This is a genomic window from Nocardioides soli, from assembly GCF_014191495.1.
In the GTDB taxonomy this organism is placed as follows: Bacteria; Actinomycetota; Actinomycetes; order Propionibacteriales; family Nocardioidaceae; genus Nocardioides; species Nocardioides soli.
Window position 1 is genome coordinate 869,046 of record NZ_JACHWR010000001.1, and the last position, 18,180, is coordinate 887,225.

Genomic DNA, 18,180 nt, shown 5'->3' on the forward strand with positions numbered 1-18,180 from the left:
TGGCCGCACCCGTGATCCGTGGAAGCGAGCACGACCGTGAGCATCGAGCACCCGACCCTGCCCCGGCAGGAGGTCCTGCCGTTCCCACCGACCCCCTCGGCATCCCTGGCCGGCCGCACCATGCAGGAGTCGGTCTACCGGGCGCGCGAGCCGGAGCAGCACCTGCCGAAGGACGCCCCCAACATCCTGGTCGTCCTGATCGACGACGCCGGGCCCGGCCTGCCCGACACGTTCGGCGGCGAGGTGCGGACCGCGACGCTGACCCGGGTCCTCTCCGAGGGCATCGGCTACAACCGCTTCCACACCACCGCCATGTGCTCGCCCACCCGCGCCTCGCTGCTGACCGGACGCAACCACCACCGGATCGGCAACGGCCAGATCGCCGAGCTGGCCAACGACTGGGACGGCTACTCGGGCCACATCCCGACCAGCACGTCGCTGGTCGCCGAGGTGCTGACCGACTACGGCTACTCCACCGCGGCCTTCGGCAAGTGGCACAACACGCCGGCCGAGGAGACGACGCCGTCGGGACCGTTCCACAACTGGCCGACCGGCCGCGGGTTCGAGTACTTCTACGGCTTCCTCGCGGGCGAGGCCTCGCAGTACGAGCCCAACCTGGTGCGCAACACCACCAGCGTGCTGCCGCCCAAGCGGGCCGAGGAGGGCTACCACCTCAGCGAGGACCTCGCCGACGACGCGATCGGCTGGCTGCGCCGGCACCAGGCCTTCGAGCCGGACAAGCCGTTCTTCATGTACTGGGCGAGCGGCTGCCTGCACGGCCCGCACCACATCATGAAGGAGTGGGCGGACAAGTACGCCGGCGCGTTCGACGACGGCTGGGACGCCTACCGCGAGCGGGTCCACGAGTCGGCCAAGACGGCCGGCTGGATCCCCCAGGACGCCGAGCTGACGCCGCGCGACCCCCGCCTGCCCGCCTGGGACGACATCTCCGAGGAGGAGAAGCCGTTCCAGCGCCGACTGATGGAGATCGCCGCCGGGTACGCCGAGCACGTCGACGTGCAGGTCGGCCGGCTCCTCGACGAGGTGGAGCGGCTCGGGCGGGCCGACAACACCCTGGTGTTCTACATCTGGGGCGACAACGGCTCCTCCGGCGAGGGCCAGAACGGCACGATCAGCGAGCTCCTCGCGCAGAACGGCATCCCCACCACCGTGGACATGCACATCAAGGCGCTCGAGGAGATCGGCGGCCTCGACGTGCTCGGCTCGCCCAAGACCGACAACCAGTACCACGCCGGCTGGGCGTGGGCGGGCAGCACGCCGTACAAGGGCATGAAGCTGCTGGCCTCCCACCTCGGCGGCACCCGCAACCCGATGGTGGTGCGGTGGCCCGAGAAGATCGCCGCGGACGCGCGCCCGCGCACGCAGTTCCACCACTGCAACGACCTGGTGCCGACGATCTACGAGGTGCTCGGGGTCACCCCGCCCCGCGTCGTCCGCGGTGTCGAGCAGCAGCCGCTCGACGGCACCAGCTTCGCCTACACCTTCGACGACCCGGACGCCGAGGGGCGGCTGCGCACGCAGTACTTCGAGATCATGGGCAGCCGCGCGATCTACCACGACGGCTGGATGGCCTCGGCCTTCGGGCCGCGGGCACCCTGGGTGCCGGGCCAGCCGCCGGGCATCCAGGAGTGGACGCCGGACCAGGACACGTGGGAGCTCTACCACCTCGACGAGGACTGGACCCAAGCCAACGACCTCGCCGAGACCCACCCCGACAAGCTCGCGCAGCTCAAGGAGGTCTTCGCGATCGAGGCGGCGCGCAACAGCGTGTACCCGGTCGGCGGGGGTCTGTGGGTGCCCGTGTTCCACCCCGAGCTGCGGATCTCCACGCCGTACCGCAGCTGGACCTTCAGCGGCGACATCGTGCGGATGCCCGAGTTCTGCGCGCCCGCGCTGGGCAACCGCGCCAACACCGTCACCATCGACGCCGAGCTGCCCGAGCGCGCCAGTGGCGTGCTCTACGCGCTCGGCGGCGCCGGCGGCGGACTGACCTGCTTCATGGACGACGGCCACCTCTGCTACGAGTACAACTGCTTCATCCTGATGCGCACCAAGATCCGGACCGAGCAGCCGCTGCCGGCGGGGCGGACCCGGATCGAGGTGCGCACCGAGTACGCCGAGGTCCGGCCCGGTGGCCCACTCGACGTCACCCTGTCGGTCGACGGCGCGCAGGTCGCGTCCGGGCTCGTGCCGGTCAGCGCGCCACTCCTCTTCACCGCCAACGACTGCCTCGACATCGGCACCTGCCTGGGCGGCTCGGTCTCGCTGGACTACTTCGACCGGGCGCCGTTCCCCTTCGAGGGCACGATCGACACCGTCGAGGTGAGCTACCTCAGCTGAGCCTCGATCTCGCCGCGAGCCAGGCGCTCCGCTCGGCGGCGGCCCGGGGGCGGGCACAACCGTTCAATTGCACCCGCGACCGACCGATCAACGATCGGGCCGCCAGGAGGGCGTCACGGTGAGAGCTGGGCACTCAGCTCGGCGGCGGCACGCTCGACCTGCGGCGCGACCGCGGCCTCGTCGAGACCGGCGTCGAGGGTGACGATGCCGACGCTGGCGTCGAGTCCGGGTACGTCGCGCACCGGCGTGGCCAGTCCGCGCGCACCGACCTGCAGCTCGCCGACGGTCACGACGTACGGCGCGGGGTCGCCGGATCGGCCGAGCAGGATCGCCCGGCCGGCCGCGCCGGCGGCGAGCGGGTGCCGGGAGCCGACCCGGTAGGCGACGTGGTAGTCGGTCCACGACGGCTCGACCACCGCGAGCGCCAGCGCCTCCTCGCCGTCGGCGATCGTCAGATGTGCCGTGCAGCCGACGGTCTCGGCCAGGTCGCGCAGCACCGGCAGCGCGGCCTCGCGGATCACCGGCTGCACGGCGGTCCCGAGCCGGAGCACTCCGAGGCCGACCTGGAGCCGGCCGCGCGGGTCGCGGCGTACCAGCGTGTGACGCTCGAGCGTCCCGACCAGCCGGTGCACGATGGTGCGGCTGACCTCGAGCTCGGCGGCGAGCTCGGTGATCGTCAGCCCGTCGGGCGCGGCCACGAGTACGTCGAGCACGCGCAGACCGCGATCGAGCGTCTGGGAGATCTCGGCGGCCACGGTGCGAGCGTAGCGAGCCGAGAGCCTGGGTGCTCCCGGCCCCGACGCACCTGACGTGTGTGCTGTGGAGACTCACGTTCCACAGCAGCGAGGTCAGGTGCGTCGCGCGGCCACGGCGAGGTCTGGGTCAGGAGGTCTTGCGCGTCGCCCAGTCGCGGATCCGGTCGATCCGGGCGTGCAGCTGCTCGGCGGTCGCGACCGCCGCGGCCGGGCCGCCGCACTCCTTGCGCAGCGCGGCGTGCGTGATGCCGTGCGCCTGCCCGGTGCGGTGGTACCAGGCGGCGACCAGGCCGTTGAGCTCGCGCCGGAGCACGGCGAGCTGCTCGTGGGCGGAGACCTGCGCGACGGTGTCGGGCTCGGGCTTCGCGGCGCTCGCGGCCTTCTGCTTCTTCGCGCGCTCGCTCTGGCGACTGTGCAGCAGCTCGCGCACCTGGTCGGGCTCGAGCAGGCCGGGGATGCCGAGGAAGTCCATCTCCTCCTCCGACCCGACGTGCACCTCGCCGGCGTGGCCGAACTCGCCGCCGTCGTACAGCACCCGGTCGAAGCGGGCCTCGGAGCCCATCGCCTCGAAGGACCCCAGCAGGTCGTCGGACGCCGCGTCCCCCGCGTTCGCCTCCGCCATCAGCTGGTCCTCGGCCGCGAAGATGTCGCCCTCGTCCTTGACCTTGCGGCCGAGCACGTGGTCGCGCTCGACCTCCATCTCCGAGGCGAAGCCGAGCAGGTTGGGCACCGACGGCAGGAAGACCGATGCCGTCTCCCCCCGGTTACGGGCCCGGACGAACCGGCCGACGGCCTGGGCGAAGAAGAGCGGGGTCGAGGTGGTGGTCGCGTAGACGCCGACGGCCAGGCGGGGCACGTCGACGCCCTCGGACACCATGCGCACCGCGACCATCCAGCGCCGGTCGTTGCCGCTGAACTCGCTGATCCGCTTCGACGCGGCCTTCTCGTCGGAGAGCACGACGGTCGCGGGCTCGCCGGAGATACCCCGCAGGATCTTGGCGTAGGCGCGGGCGGAGTCCTGGTCGGTCGCGATCACCAGGCCGCCGGCGTCCGGGACGTGCCGGCGCACCTCCGAGAGCCGCTTGTCGGCGGCGGCCAGCACCGACGGGATCCACGCGCCGCCGGGGTCGAGCGCGGTGCGCAGGGCCTGGTTGGTGAGGTCCTTGGTCAGCGGCTCGCCGAGGCGCGCGGCGATCTCGTCGCCCGCGCGCGTGCGCCACTGCATCTCGCCGGAGTACGCCATGAACAGCACCGGCCGGACGACGTGGTCGGCCAGCGCGTGCGCGTAGCCGTAGGTGTAGTCGGCCACCGACCGCGGCACGCCGTCGTCGCCCGGGGCGTAGCTGACGAACGGGATCGGGTTGATGTCGGAGCGGAACGGCGTGCCCGTGAGCGCGAGCCGGCGCGACGCCGGCTCGAACGCCTCCCGGATGCCCTCGCCCCACGACAGCGCGTCACCGGCGTGGTGCACCTCGTCGAGGATCACCAGGGTCTTGAACCGCTCGGTGCGGATCCGCATCGCGAGCGGGTTCACCGCGACGCCGGCGTAGGTCACCGCGACGCCGACGAAGTCCCCCGACGTCTTGCCCTTGCCGGCGGAGTACGTCGGGTCGATCGGGATGCCGGCCCGCGCGGCCGCCTCGGCCCACTGCAGCTTGAGGTGCTCGGTCGGCGCGACCACCGTGATCCGGTCGACCAGCCGGCGGCCGAGCAGCTCGGCGGCGACCGAGAGCGCGAACGTCGTCTTGCCCGCCCCCGGCGTCGCGACCGCGAGGAAGTCGCGGGGGTGGTCGTCGAAGTACTGCTTCATGGCAGCGGACTGCCACGCACGCAGGGAGGTCGCCGTACCCCAGGCGGCGCGCTCTGGCCAGGCCGGGCCCAGCCTCGATCCGAGAGGCGCGTTGGGCTGGGGATCGGCCGCCGGCCGACCCGTCACTCGTCGGACCCGCTGCCGCCGCCGGCGTCGTCGCGGAGCGACTCCCAGACTTCCTTGCACTCGGGACAGACCGGGAACTTCTCCGGCGCGCGGCTGGGCACCCAGACCTTGCCGCAGAGCGCCACGACGGGGGTGCCCATCACCATCGCCTCGGTGAGCTTGTCCTTCTCCACGTAGTGGGAGAACCGCTCGTGGTCGCCCTCATCGGTCGGGACGGTACGGCGATCCTCACGGACGTCCGTGTCTGTCGAGAAGCCGATGGTGGTCACGGACGAACACCTTACGTCAGAGGTGCCCCGGAGAGGGACTGCCGTCGCGCCGGCGCCGGTCAGTTCAGCTCGGGATCGAACGGGCGCGTCGAGTGCCAGGCCAGCTCGCCGGGCTGCCGGCGCAGCACCTCGCGCCACAGCTCGGCGGTGTCGATCCGGAACGCGTCGACGCTCTCGGCGGGGACGACGTACCAGCTGCCCTCGGCGATCTCGCCGTCGAGCTGGGCGGCGCCCCACCCGGCGTACCCGGCGAAGATCCGCAGCTCGGCCAGGCTCCCCTCGATCAGCTCCACCGGCGTGTCGAGGTCGACGAGGCCCAGCCGACCCTCGAGGGCGCGGAAGCCCACCGGGGCGTCGTCGGCATCGCGCAGCAGGGCCACGGCGAGCGCGCCGTCGGTGCCGACCGGGCCGCCGTGGAAGAGCACGTCGGGCTCGCTGACCACGTCGGTCCAGGCGTCGAGGACGTCGTCGACGCGGACGGCGGAGGGCCGGTTGAGCACCACCCCGAGCGCGCCGTCGTCGTCGACGTCGAGCAGCAGCACGACGCTGTCGGCGAAGTTCGGGTCGAGGAGCGCAGGCGTCGCCAGCAGCAGCATCCCCGCGCGTGCCTCGCTCATGGCCCCATCATCACGCACCCCTCCAGTCACGGCATCGCCCGGATCATGCGAGGCCGGCCCAGCAGCCGGCGCCCTCGGCCCACCACATAGGTTCGGGGCATGGGCGAGCGGATCACCGAGGACGTCAAGCGCGTGGCTCGCGCGATGCTCAAGGAGTTCGACGACCTGATGACCAGGATCGTCACGGAGGTCTGGTCGTCGGTGCCGGCCTACGCCGAGCTGATGCTGCACCAGAGTGAGCTGCGCGAGCGGACTCGGGAGAACGTGCACAACGTCATCACCTGCCTGCTCGAGGACCGGGAGCCGACCGCGGAGGAGCTCGCCCGCGCGACGGCCACCGGGGAGCGGCGCGCGATCCAGGGGGTCTCCGCCTCCTCCGTGATCCAGTCGTTCCGCACCGCGGAGCGGGCCCTCAACGAGGAGTACGTCGACTGGTGCGCGCGCATGCAGGTGCAGCGGGCCAACATCGGCAGCGGCCGCGCCGCGATGATCCGCTGCCTGGACGCCCTGGAGCAGGCGATGCTCGAGGCGCACATGGAGATCCAGCGCCAGGTCGAGGAGGACCTGCGACTCAGCGAGCCCGGCCTCTTCCGGCGGCTGGCGACGGGATCCAGCGTCGAGCTGGCCGACCTGCAGCGCCTGGCCGTCACGATGGGCATCGACGACCCCGAGCGGGGCACGTTCGTGATCGTCGCGCTCGCCTCCCGGGTCCGGGCCGACCGCGCCGCCATGGAGCGGCACCGGCACCGCTTCGTGTCGAGGCTGCGGCAGCTCTTCGCCGTGCCGGTGCTGTCGGGCACCGTCGAGGCCGAGGGCCTCGAGTGGGTGACCCTCTTCGCGATGCCCTGGCGGGGCGACGACCTGCGGAGCCTGGCCACGCGGATCGCCGACTCGTTCCGGTACGACGCGGCGACCGACGTCGTCGCCGCGATCAGCAACACCTGCGTCGGCATGTCCGGCCTGGGCACCGCGTGCAAGCAGGCGATCACCACCCTGGAGTCGCGGTCGGCGACCGACGACGGCCCACCCGTGCACCTCTTCCGCGATCGCCTGCTGGAGGTGATGGTGCACCGCGATCCGCCGATGGGGCGGCACCTGGTCCAGCGCTACCTCGAGCCGCTGGAGGGCGGTGGCGACCTCCTGGTCACGCTGCGCACGCACCTCGAGCAGGACCTCTCGGTGCGGGCCACGGCCGAGGCCCTGCACGTGCACAAGAACACCGTCGTCTACCGGCTGCGGCGCATCGAGGAGCGCACCGGCCTGCTCACCCGGCGACCACGCGACCTGGCGAAGCTGGTGCTGGCGGTGGAGGCGTGGGAGGCCTCCGGCGAGTAGTGCCCACCTGGGGGCACGGACTCAGCCGTCGACGAGCCCGGCCTCCCGCGCGACCCGCACCAGCGCGGAGACCAGCTCCTCCGGCGCGGCCGTGCCGTCGTCGATGACCACCAGCGAGTCGACCCCGGCGTCGCGCATCGCCAGCAGCCCCGCGACCGCGTCGTCGACCGTGCCGGAGATCGTGACCGCCCCGACGCAGTCGTCGTCCACGAGCTCGGCGGCCGACTCCCCGGCCCGCAGCCGGCGCTGCAGCTCGGCCGCGAGGTCCTGGTCGATGCCGGCGTGCTCGGTGATCGCGGAGGCGCCGTGCATGCCCAGGTAGCGCGCGGTGTGGGCACGCAGCCGCTCCCGCGCGCCGGTGGTCGTGGTGTCGAGGGTGAAGGAGGCGTACGCCGTCACCTCGGTCGGCCGGTAGGTCTCGCGGACCCAGCGCACGTAACCGGCGGACGAGAGCACCGAGAGCATCAGGCCGTCGGCCAGCTCCGCGCCCCGAGCGAGCGCCCGCGGCCCCTTGACGCCCCAGACGATGGGCACCTGCTGCGGCGGCGTGGCGTCCAGGGCGCAGCTCATCTGCGTGCCGAGCACCTCGCCGTCCAGCCGGCCACCGGCGAGCAGCACCCGCAGGGCGGCGGTGTAGTCGGCGAGCACCCCGATGGGCCGCTCGAAGGGGATGCCCAGCTGCTCCTGCATCCACCGTGCGTTCGAGGCGCCCAGGCCGAGCACGCTGCGGCCGGCGGAGACCTCGGCCAGCGCGTGGGCCTCCATCGCCATCAGGGCGACGTGCCGGGTCCACGGGTTCACCACGCCGAGGCCGACGCGGACCCGCTCGGTGACCGCGGCGATCGCGCCGGCCACGGCGAACGCGCCGCGCTCGAGGTAGTCCTCACTGACCCACACGTCGTGCAGTCCGGCCCGCTCGGCGAGCCGGGCGAGGTCGACGGCGTCGGCGGCGCTGCGACGTCCGGACGGCGCGACTCCCAGCCTCATCGGCCGGCCCCCTCCCCGATCGCGGCGTCGAGCGCCGCCAGGGTCGGCTCGATCACCGGCACCTCCGGCAGGGTGGCGGCCGCCGTCGGGATGTCCTTCAGGCCGGTCGACGTGGCGAGCAGCACGACCCGGTCCTCGGGCCGGGCGACGCCCCGCTCGATCAGCTCGGGAAGTGCGGCCACCGTGGTCGCCGACGAGGCCTCGACGAAGAGCCCGTCGCTCGCCGCCAGGCGGCGCTGCGCGGCCATGGTCTGTGCGTCGTCGAGCGAGACCGCTGCTCCCCCGGTCCGGACGAGCGCGTCCCATCCCTGCCAGGTCGCCATCGGAGTGGCGATCGAGAACGACACCGAGTCCGACACCGGCACGGTCGCCGCGGCGCGGAACCCCTCCTGCAGGGCGTGGCCGTACGGGCCGAACGGCTCGGTGGCCACCAGCCGCGGCACGCTGCTGCTCAGGCCCAGCTCGACCAGATCCTGGAAGCCGCGCGCCAGGCCGGCGAGCGCGTCGCCGTACGCGACCGGGGTGACGACCACATCGGGCACGTCGCCCAGCTGGGCGTGCAGCTCGTAGGCGATCGTCTTGTAGCCCTCGCAACCGAACGGGTTGGAGCCCGAGGGCGGCCCGACGAAGCCGGACATCGGCACCCAGCCGCGCTCCTCGACGGCCTGCCGCATGATCACCCACCGGTCGGTGGGCTTCTCCACGGCGACGGTCTGGGCGCCGTAGGCCTGCATCATCGTCTTCATGGCCAGCGGCACCGAGGCGAGGGTGAGCACCACGCAGCGTAGCCCGGCGCGGGCGGCGTACGCCGCGACCGCGGCGCCGTGGTTGCCGGTGCTGGAGACCACGACGGTGTCGCGGCCCTGCTGCACGGCCTTGGTGACGGCCACCGCGGCCAGCCGGTCCTTGTAGGACCAGGTCGGGTTGCGCGACTCGTCCTTGACGTAGAGGTGCGGCAGGCCGAGCTCGGCACCGAGGTTCTCGGTCGCGACCAGGGGCGTGTCCCCCTCGCCGAGGCTGACCACCGGTCCCGCCTCGATGGGCAGCAGCGGGCGGTAGCGGAAGAGCCCGGGGTCGTCGGTCGTCTCGAGCCCCCGCGCCCGGGCGAGGTCGTAGGTCGGCACGGCGTAGACATGGCCGCCGTCGACCTCCGTCGGGAGGTAGGCGTCCTCCTCGGCCACCTTGTCGCCGGTGACCGGGTGCACGAGGTGGCCCAGGTAGGCGCTCACAGCGGCACCACCTGGAGCTCGCGGCGACGGTCGCTCAACAGCCGGATGCCGTCGTCGGTCACCACCAGCGCGTCCTCGACCATCATCCCGCCCCAGCCCAGCTCGTAGTAGGGGGTCTCGAAGCAGAAGGTCATCCCAGGCTCCAACTCCCGGTCGTGCCCGGGCGCCACGATCGGCGCCTCGTAGACCTCGAGGCCGATGCCGTGACCGCAGTGCTGCCGCCGGTACGGCGCGGGGCCGCCGTGGGTCTCGACCGAGCGGACGGCCAGGTCGAACAGCTCGGAGGCCAGCACGCCGGGCCGGGCACGGGCGAACTGGTCCTCCTCGGCGGCCAGGATGGCGTCGTAGAACTGCTGCTGGCGTGCGGAGGGCTCGCCCAGGACCGCCGTACGCCCCAGGTCGGCCCAGTAGCCCTCGCGGGTGCCGCCCACGTCGAAGCGGAGCAGGTCCCCGGCCTCCAGCGCACGGTGGGTCGCGGAGGCGTCGGCCAGCGCGGAGCGCGGCCCCGAGGTCACCACCACGAACCGGGGCTCGAGATCCTCGGCCACGAGGGTGCCGGAGACCACGCGGGCGATCTCGGCCTCGGTCACGCCGACCGCCGCGGCATCGATGCCGGCCAGGATGGCCTTCTCGACGACGCGAGCGGAGGCCTCGAGGAGGTCCACCTCGCCGGGCAGCTTGACGGCACGCACGCCGGCGAACCAGTCGCTGGAGTCCACGAACTCGACCTGCGGCAGCAGCTCGGCGAGCCGGCGGCGCAGCGGCTCGGGGCAGGCGCGCTCGTCGAGCCCGACCCGGGTCGGGTCGCCGGCCGCACGGAGCGCGGCGGCGATGGTGGCCGCGTAGTCGGCGTGCTGCTCGACCAGCTGGGTGGCCCGGGCCGCGCCGTCGGCGGACTCGAAGAAGAAGCGCCCGTAGGCGCAGTAGTCCTCCTCCGCCAGGCCGGCGTCGAAGCCCGGAGCGCTGTCGGAGACCGGACCGGCGATCGTCAGCCGGTCGCTGGACAGGACAGCCGCCAGCGGCGACGTGCCGTGCACGACGGCGGCGACGCTGCGGTAGCCGGTCGCGTAGTCGACGTTCGCCGCGCTGAGCGCGAGCACCACGTCGACGCCGGCGGCCGGCAGCGCACCGCGGAGCTTGTCCCGCCGGGCCCGGATCAGGGCGGGGTCGATCCCGCGCGCACTCATCGGTCGTCCCCGGCCCCGCCCGCCTCACGACGGTAGGGCTGGATGACGTTCTCGGAGAACCACGCCATGTTGTCGAGCGTCTCCTCGACGGTGTTGCAGGCGAAGAGCAGCGCCGAGAGCGTGGTCACGCCGGCCTCGGCGTACGCGTGCACCTGCTCCAGCATCTGCTGGCCGTTGCCGATCAGGTTGCGGCTCACGAAGTCGGAGGTGTCCTGGTCCTTCAGGGTGCTCTTCGACAGCGACCGCATGTGGGCGTAGAGCTGGGACTCCTCGAACCGGGCGATGGCGTCCTTGGTGTCCTTGCCGATGGAGACCGAGAGCTGCGGCGCGACGTCGAAGTCCGCGGGCAGCTCGCGGCCGTTCGCCTCGGCGATGGCCCGGATCGCGTCGAGGCCCTCGGTGACCTCGGCCGGGGTGAGCACCGCCGGGATCCAGCCGTGGCAGAACTTGGCGGCGCGGATGCGCGAGCCCTCGGAGTTGCCACCGGAGAGGATCGGGAGCACCTCCTGGCGCGGCCGCGGGAAGCTCTCCACGTCGCGGAAGTTCACGAACTCGCCCTCGTAGGTCGCGCTGCGGTCGCGGAAGATCACCTGCAGGGCCTCGAGGTACTCGTCGGCCTGGCGCCCGCGGTGCAGCTTGGCGCCGGGCCAGATCGCCTCGGCCTCCTCGCGGTAGGCACCGATGCCGACGCCCATCTTGAAGCGGCCGCCCGACAGCTGGTCGAGGGTGGCGGCCTGCTTGGCCAGCACGGCGGGGTTGCGGAAGGAGAGCACCGTGATCGCCGTGCACAGGTGCAGCGTGGTGGTCTCCGCGGCGACGTACGCCAGGTAGAGGTAGGGGTCGTAGTAGCGCGGCGGCTCGGGGAACTCCTCGCGCACGTAGTGCTGGGTGGTCACGTGATCGTTGCCCCAGACTCCGTCGAAACCGAGGCGCTCGGCCTCGACGGCCAGCTGCACGGCCTGTTCGGGGCTCGCGTAGGGGACGGGGTACATCAGGCCTTCGGTTCCGGTGGGAACGCCGAGTCCGAAACGCATCACGGTGCTGTCTCCTCATCAAAGGGGTGGGCTGAAGGGGGATTGATGGCAGCGCCCACAGGTGTGTCGGGGACGGCTGCCGCGGGCAGGGCCTCGAGCCGCAGGTGGCGACGGCGGCGGGCCGGGTCCAGCGTCGGTACGGCGTCCAGGAGCCGCCGGGTGTAGGGGTCCGTGGGTGCCGTCAGCACCTCGCGGCCGCCCTCCTCGACGATCCGGCCGTGCTGCATCACGATCACGTCGTGCGCGATCGCCTGGGCGACGTCGATGTCGTGCGTGATGAAGATGTAGCTGAGCTGCCGCTCGGCCTGGAGCTCGCGCAGCAGGTTCACGATGTGGCCGCGGATGGACTGGTCGAGGCCGCTGGTCGGCTCGTCGAGCACCACGAGGTCGGGATCGGGCGCCAGGGCCCGGGCGATGGCGACCCGCTGCTGCTGACCGCCGGAGAGCTCGGCCGGCCGCCGGTGCCGCAGCTCGCGGGGCAGGTGCACCGCGTCGAGGAGCTCGTCGACGCGGGTCGAGGCCTCGCTGCGGCTCATCCGCAGCAGCACCCGCAGCGGCTCGGCCAGCGTGGTCTCCACCCGGAACTTGGCGTTGAGCGACTGCAGCGGGCTCTGGAAGACGGTCTGCACCCGCCGCCGCAGGGGGCCGCGGAACGCTCGCCGGTCGACGGTGGTCCCGTCGATCGTCACGGTCCCGGAGGTCGCGGTCTCCAGCCCGGCCACGATCGAGCCCAAGGTCGACTTGCCCGACCCGGACTCGCCGACCACGGCGAGGGTCCGGCCGGCGACCAGGGAGGCGCTGACCCCGTCGAGCGCGTGCAGGGTGGCGCGGCCGGTGCGGTACTCCTTGCGCAGGTCGCAGATCTCGAGCATCGTCACGGGCCGACCTCCAGCTCGCGGGCCGAGTCGAGCAGGTAGCGCGTGTACTCGTGGGTCGGGTTGCTGAGCACGTCGTGCGTCTCCCCCGTCTCCACGAGCCGGCCCTGGTTGAGCACGTTGACCCGGTCGCAGGTCTCCGCCACGACGCCGAGGTCGTGGGTCACCAGGAGCACGCTGCACTGGATCTCCTCGGTCAGCGCGACGACGAGGTCGAGGATCTGGGCCTGCACGGTCACGTCGAGTGCGGTGGTGGGCTCGTCGGCCAGCAGCAGCTGCGGACGGCAGGCCAGGGCCATCGCGATCATCACCCGCTGGCACATGCCGCCCGAGAGCTGGTGCGGGTACTTGCGGGCGGCCTGGGCGGGCTCGACGATCCGGACCTGCTCGAGTAGGTCCACCGCCGCGGCGCGGGCGGCGCGCCGCTCCTTCCCCTGGTGCAGGGACACCATCCGGGCGACCTGGTCGCCGACGCGCATCAGGGGATTCAACGAGTCGCGGGGATTCTGGAAGATCATCGCGAACCGGTGCGCGACCGACCGCCGGGCGACCGACGTGACGTCGGTGCCGTCGACGAGGATGCGTCCGGCCGTCTGCACGACGCCGCGGGGCAGGATGCCCATCACCGCGAGCGACGTCATCGACTTGCCCGAGCCCGACTCGCCGACGAGGCCGACGATCTCGCCGGGTGCGATGTCGAAGCTGACGTCGTCGAGGATCGTGGCCCGGCCGGGCACCTCCACCCGAAGGTTCTCCACTGCGAGGCGGGTCACTGCCGGTCACCTCCCAGGTCGTCGCCGATGAAGTGCAGCGCCATGACCGTGACCGCGATCATCAGGCCCGGGAAGAAGGCGGTCCACCACTGGCCGGTGAGCATGTTCGCGGCTCCCTCGGCCACCATCACGCCCCACTCCGCCGTCGGCGGGTGGATACCGACGCCGAGGTAGGCGAGGCCGGCGACGTTGAGGATCGAGTAGCCGCAGACCAGGGTGAGCTGCACCGCCGCCGGCCGGATCGAGTTCGGGAGCAGGTGCCGGAAGGCCACGCGGGGCCAGCGGGCGCCGGAGACGCGGGCCGCGGCGACGTAGTCGAGCTCGCGCTCGCTGAGCACCTTCGAGCGCACCAGGCGCACGAACGGCGCGACCTGGGCGATCGCCAGCGCGATCGCCAGCTTCGGCAGGGACTCCCCCAGCGAGACCAGGAGGATCATCGCGAGCACGAACCCGGGGAAGGCCATCAGGATGTCGACGGCGCGCATGATCACGTCGTCGACGATGCCGCCGAGGTAGCCGGCCACCACGCCGATCGCGGAGCCGATCACCATCGCCAGGACCGCCACGCTCACGCCGATCGCGAGGTCGAGCCAGATCGCGTTGACGCAGCGGGAGAAGACGTCGCGACCGTAGCTGTCGGTGCCGAACCAGTGGCTGGCGGACGGCGAGAGGAAGGGGTCGGCGACCCGCTCGCTCGGGTCGGCCAGCAGGAAGGGCCCGATCGCCCCGAGGACGACCAGCACGCCGATGATCACGACACCGACGACGAGGGACTTCCGGCGCCGGAGGGCCTCCACCCGAGCGGGGAACGTCGTACTGCTCATGAGCTGCTCCCTCCCAGACGCACGCGCGGGTCGATGAGTCCGTAGACGAGGTCGACCACGAGGTTGAGCAGGATGTAGAGCGTGCCGATGATCAACGCGTAGCCCTGCAGGAGGCCGAGGTCGTTGCTGCCGAGCGCGTCGTAGGCGACCCGGCCCATGCCCGGCCAGTTGAAGAGCCGCTCCACGATGATGTTGCCGCCGAGCAGGAAGCCGAAGACCAGTCCGATCGCGGTCAGGACCTGGAGCATCGCGTTGCGCAGCTGGTCGCGCAACAGCACCTCGCGCCCCGGGACGCCGTACGCCCGGGCGGTCCGGACGAAGCCGGAGTCCGCCGTCTGCAGCACCGCGGAGCGGACCATCTTGAGCACCGCCGCGGAGGCGCCCAGGCCGAGGGTGAGCGCGGGCAGGAACAGGAACTGCATCGACTGGCCCGCGAGGGCGAAGTCACCGGCCAGCAGGCTGTCCACGACGTAGAGCCCGGTCACCTCGGGTGGTGGTGGCGTGCCGATCGGGAGCCGGCCGACGGGCCCGGGGAACAGCTGCCAGGTCGAGTAGAGCCCGAAGATCAGCAGCAGGCCCAGCCAGATCGGCGCCATCGAGGAGCCGAGCACCGCGAACAGCCGAGCCAGGGCATCGCTCGGCCGTCCGGGCCGGGCCGCGGCGAGGAGGCCTAGGGGGAAGCCGAGCAGTAGGGCGATCACCAGGCCCGCGACCGCGAGCTCGATGGTGGCGGGGAGCCGGTCGAGAAGCTCGTCGCTCACCGGCCGTCCGGTGGAGACCGCCGGGCCCATGTCGCCATGGAGAAGCCCCGTCGAGTAGTCGAGGAGCTGCCGCGGCAGCGGGTCGTCCAGCCCGAGCTGGGTGCGCAGGGTCTCGATGTCGGCCTGGCTGGCCTCCGGGCCGAGCCGAGCGGCCGCGGAGTCTCCGGGCAGCACGCGCACGACGAGGAAGGTGACCAGGACCAGTCCGATCACGGTGACGGCCGAGATCAGCAGGCGGCGCAGGACATAGCGCAACACTGCGGGTACACCTCCTTGGCGCGACGGGCGGGTCGTGGGATTGGGCGGGAGCGGGGGCGGGGCCGGGGTGGTGGGGACACCCCGGCCCCGCGCGGTCAGCTCTTGGACAGGTACTGCAGCCGCAGCTGCTCGGTGTTGTCCTTGGTCAGGCCAGTGACGCCGTCACGGACCACGTAGGTCCACTTCGGGTTCCACAGCGGGATGGTCGGCATCTCCTCGATCAGCAGGGCCTGGGCCTCGGCCGAGATCGCGTCGCGGTCGGCCTGCTCCATGCTGCGGAAGCCCTGCTGCAGCAGCTTGTCGAGCGCCGGGTTGGCGTAGTTGGTGAAGTTGGTTCCCGCGCCACTGCCCGCCAGGGAGGCCATCTGGTAGAAGGGGTCGGCACCCCACGCGAGGAAGTTGTTCAGGTACATCTCCAGGTCCCGCGCCACGGTGCGCTGGGTGAACTCGGCGTCCGGCAGGGGCTTGACCTGCACGTCGATGCCCAGGTCCTTCAGGGCGGACTGGATGTAGACCGCCGCGCGGGCCTCGACCGCCGAGGACTGCTTGTAGGACAGGGTGGTGCTGAAGCCCTGGACGCCGGCCTCCGCCAGCAGCTTCTCGGCCTCGGCCAGGTCGGTCTTGAAGGCCGCGGCCGAGTCGGCGGCGTGGGTCTCCATGCTCTGGGAGACCAGGCCCGAGGCCGGGTCGGCGTAGCCGTAGAGCACCTCGTCGACGAAGGTCTGGTAGGGCAGCGCCAGCGAGATCGCCCGGCGGACGCGCTTGTCGTCGAAGGGGGCCTTGCCCGTGTTCAGGCCGAGGTACTCGAGCCGGTTGGAGGCCTCGGAGACCACCGACAGGCCGTCCACCTTGCTGAGCTCGGCCACCTGGTCGAGCGGCAGGCCGCCGGCCAGGTCGATCTCGCCGTTGCGCAGCAGGAGCGCGCGCTGCGACGGGTCGGAGATGAACTGGATCGTGACGCCGCCGTTGGCGATCTTGTCCTGGTCGTAGTACTTGGCGTTCGGCGTGAGCTGCACGCTGGTGGTCTTGTCGAAGGCGCCGACGGTGTACGGGCCCGAGGAGTTGTTGTTCTCGCGGAACCACTCACCGGCCCACGGGTCGTCCGAGGTCGCGTGCTCCTCGCCGGCCTTCTTGGAGAAGATGCCGAACGGCTGCATGGCCAGCATCTTGTCCAGGAGCGGCGTACCGAACTCGGACGTCACCTCGACGGTGCCGGGGTCGACCGCGATGAAGCTGTCCTTGGTGAGCCCGACCATCGGGTAGAGCACCTTGGTGTACGCCGTAGCCATCTCCAGGCCGCGCTGGTAGGACCAGACGACGTCGTCGGCGGTCAGCGGGCTGCCGTCGGCGAAGGTCAGGTCGTCGCGGAGCGTGATGGTCAGCGTCTTGCCGTCCTTGGAGTACTCCCACTTCTCGGCGAGCGCCTCGTTGAAGTCGGTGCCACCGACCTGCACGCCGCCGGTCTTGCTGTAGCCCTGCTCGATGACCTGCTCCACGAGCGAGCCGGAGGTGACCATCGAGGCCGGCGTCCGCCACTGCTGGGGGTCCATCACGTCGACCGCGCTGTCGAGGCTGATCACCAGGGCCTTCTTCGTGCTCTGGCTGGACTCGTCGTCGCTGGCGCCACAGGCGCTGAGCGCGAGCACGCCGGCGACGGAGAGCGCCGTGGCCATGGCCATCAGGCGGGAACGACGGGACTGGGCTTTCATCTGGCCTCCTGCGGGACGGACAACGTGCCCGACGGGGGCCGCTGTAGGAGACGAATGCTTCCAACCGGCCCCTCGCCCGACCATGGCCGGGTGGCCAAGGTTCGGCGGCACCACCTTGTGACCGGTCACAAGGAGGCGCCGACGAGAAGTCGGCAGCCCGAGCCCGCCGCTGGTTGAGGTGCGAGGGCCGCCAGGCCCGAGCCCCGACACCACCACCCCGACGGCAGCAGCGCCACTCCCACCTCACCGGGTTTCGAGGCTCAGGCGCAGAGCGCCTTCACACCTCAACCAGCGTGGCGCGGTGGTTGAGGTGCGAGGGCCGCCAGGCCCGAGCCTCGAAACCCAGCGAGCTTCAGACCGCCGTGACCCGAGGCTGCTTCTCGCCTCACCAGGTTTCGAGGCTCCTCCGCTCGTACCTCGCTCCGAAGCACCTCAACCACCGCCGCCCTACCCGAGGCCGCCTCTCGCCGCACCGGGTTTCGAGGCTCCTCCGCTCGTGCCTCGCTCCGGAGCACCTCAACCACCGCCCGGTTCCGAGTCGCGTACCTACGGTCGGTACTAGGCTCCGGAGCACCATGAGCGAGTCCCCGGTGTCCAAGGTCGTCCGTGGCGTGCCCGGAACGGGTCGCCGCCAGCAGTACTCCGCCTCGACGAAGCGGGCGCTCGTCGACGTCGCCGAGGAGCTGTTCACCGCGAACGGGTACGCCGCGACCTCGCTCGACACGATCGTGGCCGGCGCCCAGGTCACCAAGGGCGCGCTCTACCACCACTTCAGCGGCAAGCAGGCGCTCTTCGAGGCGGTCTTCGAGCGGGTCGAGTACGACGCCGCCCGGGCGATCCAGGACGCGCTCGGCGGACACCGCGACCCCTGGGAGAAGGCCACCGCCGGGCTCCGGGCGTTCCTCGACGTCGTCCAGGAGCCGCGCTACCGCCGGATCGTGATCCAGGAGGGCCCGTCGGTGCTCGGCTACGAGCGCTACCGGGAGCAGGAGGAGCGCTCGACGTTCGCCACCGTCCTGGAGATCGTGCGGTCGGTGCTCAGCGCCGGCGAGTGGGAGCTCGACGAGGACCTGCAGCAGACCTTCGCGCGGATCTTCTTCGGCGCGATGTCATCGGCCGGCGAGTCGGTCACCAGCGCCCCCGATCCGATCGTGGCCGCGGCCAACGTCGAGACCGCGATCGGCTTCATCCTCACCGGGTTCCGGGTGCTCGCCGAGGCCGGGGTGGAGCTGCCCAGCAGCGAGACGGTGGTCGAGGGCTGAGGCCCGAC

The 18,180-nt window shown here is 72.0% G+C and carries 16 protein-coding genes; 3 read left to right on the plus strand and 13 right to left on the minus strand.

Going from position 1 to position 18,180, the window contains the following annotated elements:
• The first annotated feature begins 36 nt into the window (after positions 1–36).
• Positions 37–2,361 (plus strand): sulfatase-like hydrolase/transferase, encoded by a 2,325-nt coding sequence (locus FHU40_RS04425; protein ID WP_221199499.1) that lies wholly within the window; start codon positions 37–39, stop codon positions 2,359–2,361.
• A 113-nt stretch (positions 2,362–2,474) separates the two neighbouring features.
• On the opposite strand, the gene FHU40_RS04430 is transcribed toward FHU40_RS04425, so the two are convergent.
• The 4 genes from FHU40_RS04430 to FHU40_RS04445 form a co-directional block, all read right to left on the minus strand.
• Positions 2,475–3,116, minus strand: a complete 642-nt coding sequence (locus FHU40_RS04430; RefSeq protein WP_183591034.1) for a helix-turn-helix domain-containing protein — start codon at positions 3,114–3,116, stop codon at positions 2,475–2,477.
• A 127-nt stretch (positions 3,117–3,243) separates the two neighbouring features.
• Entirely contained in the window at positions 3,244–4,926 is a 1,683-nt protein-coding gene (locus FHU40_RS04435) for a DEAD/DEAH box helicase (RefSeq protein WP_246389940.1), read from the minus strand.
• Positions 4,927–5,048: 122 nt separating this feature from the next.
• Entirely contained in the window at positions 5,049–5,312 is a 264-nt protein-coding gene (locus FHU40_RS04440; protein ID WP_215527546.1) for a DUF3039 domain-containing protein, read from the minus strand.
• Between the two features lie 68 nt (positions 5,313–5,380).
• Entirely contained in the window at positions 5,381–5,938 is a 558-nt protein-coding gene (locus FHU40_RS04445; RefSeq protein WP_183591037.1) for a YqgE/AlgH family protein, read from the minus strand.
• Between the two features lie 99 nt (positions 5,939–6,037).
• Between FHU40_RS04445 and FHU40_RS04450 the strand changes: the two genes are divergently transcribed.
• The gene (locus FHU40_RS04450) at positions 6,038–7,273 is read left to right on the plus strand and encodes a PucR family transcriptional regulator (RefSeq protein ID WP_183591038.1); all 1,236 of its coding nucleotides are present in this window, start codon (positions 6,038–6,040) and stop codon (positions 7,271–7,273) included.
• A gap of 21 nt (positions 7,274–7,294) precedes the next feature.
• Here FHU40_RS04450 and FHU40_RS04455 read toward each other — a convergent pair whose 3' ends face one another.
• From FHU40_RS04455 to FHU40_RS04495, 9 genes are all read right to left on the minus strand, one after another.
• Positions 7,295–8,260 (minus strand): LLM class flavin-dependent oxidoreductase, encoded by a 966-nt coding sequence (locus FHU40_RS04455; RefSeq protein WP_183591039.1) that lies wholly within the window; start codon positions 8,258–8,260, stop codon positions 7,295–7,297.
• On the minus strand, positions 8,257–9,489 hold the full coding sequence (locus FHU40_RS04460) for a pyridoxal-phosphate dependent enzyme (RefSeq protein WP_221199500.1): 1,233 nt from the start codon (positions 9,487–9,489) through the stop codon (positions 8,257–8,259). Before FHU40_RS04460 ends, FHU40_RS04455 begins: the two co-directional genes overlap by 4 nt.
• Positions 9,486–10,676 carry a M24 family metallopeptidase gene (locus FHU40_RS04465; RefSeq protein WP_183591040.1) on the minus strand — a complete coding sequence of 397 codons (1,191 nt, stop codon included), beginning with the start codon at positions 10,674–10,676 and terminating at the stop codon, positions 9,486–9,488. Before FHU40_RS04465 ends, FHU40_RS04460 begins: the two co-directional genes overlap by 4 nt.
• Positions 10,673–11,710, minus strand: a complete 1,038-nt coding sequence (locus FHU40_RS04470) for an LLM class flavin-dependent oxidoreductase (protein ID WP_183592196.1) — start codon at positions 11,708–11,710, stop codon at positions 10,673–10,675. Before FHU40_RS04470 ends, FHU40_RS04465 begins: the two co-directional genes overlap by 4 nt.
• Positions 11,710–12,582, minus strand: a complete 873-nt coding sequence (locus tag FHU40_RS04475) for an ABC transporter ATP-binding protein (protein ID WP_246390217.1) — start codon at positions 12,580–12,582, stop codon at positions 11,710–11,712. The genes FHU40_RS04470 and FHU40_RS04475 overlap by 1 nt, the downstream gene beginning before the upstream one ends.
• Positions 12,583–12,584: 2 nt before the next feature.
• A complete protein-coding gene (locus FHU40_RS04480; protein ID WP_183591042.1) occupies positions 12,585–13,358 on the minus strand; it encodes an ABC transporter ATP-binding protein in 774 nt (257 codons plus the stop codon).
• The gene (locus tag FHU40_RS04485; protein WP_183591043.1) at positions 13,355–14,182 is read right to left on the minus strand and encodes an ABC transporter permease; all 828 of its coding nucleotides are present in this window, start codon (positions 14,180–14,182) and stop codon (positions 13,355–13,357) included. Before FHU40_RS04485 ends, FHU40_RS04480 begins: the two co-directional genes overlap by 4 nt.
• Positions 14,179–15,201, minus strand: coding sequence for an ABC transporter permease (locus FHU40_RS04490; protein ID WP_183591044.1), 1,023 nt, complete (start codon positions 15,199–15,201; stop codon positions 14,179–14,181). Before FHU40_RS04490 ends, FHU40_RS04485 begins: the two co-directional genes overlap by 4 nt.
• Positions 15,202–15,296: 95 nt before the next feature.
• The gene (locus tag FHU40_RS04495) at positions 15,297–16,910 is read right to left on the minus strand and encodes an ABC transporter substrate-binding protein (protein ID WP_183591045.1); all 1,614 of its coding nucleotides are present in this window, start codon (positions 16,908–16,910) and stop codon (positions 15,297–15,299) included.
• A gap of 575 nt (positions 16,911–17,485) precedes the next feature.
• Here FHU40_RS04495 and FHU40_RS04500 point away from each other — a divergent pair.
• Positions 17,486–18,172: a TetR/AcrR family transcriptional regulator gene (locus FHU40_RS04500; protein ID WP_183591046.1), complete on the plus strand. Its 687-nt coding sequence runs from the start codon at positions 17,486–17,488 to the stop codon at positions 18,170–18,172.
• The last annotated feature ends 8 nt before the right edge of the window (positions 18,173–18,180 follow it).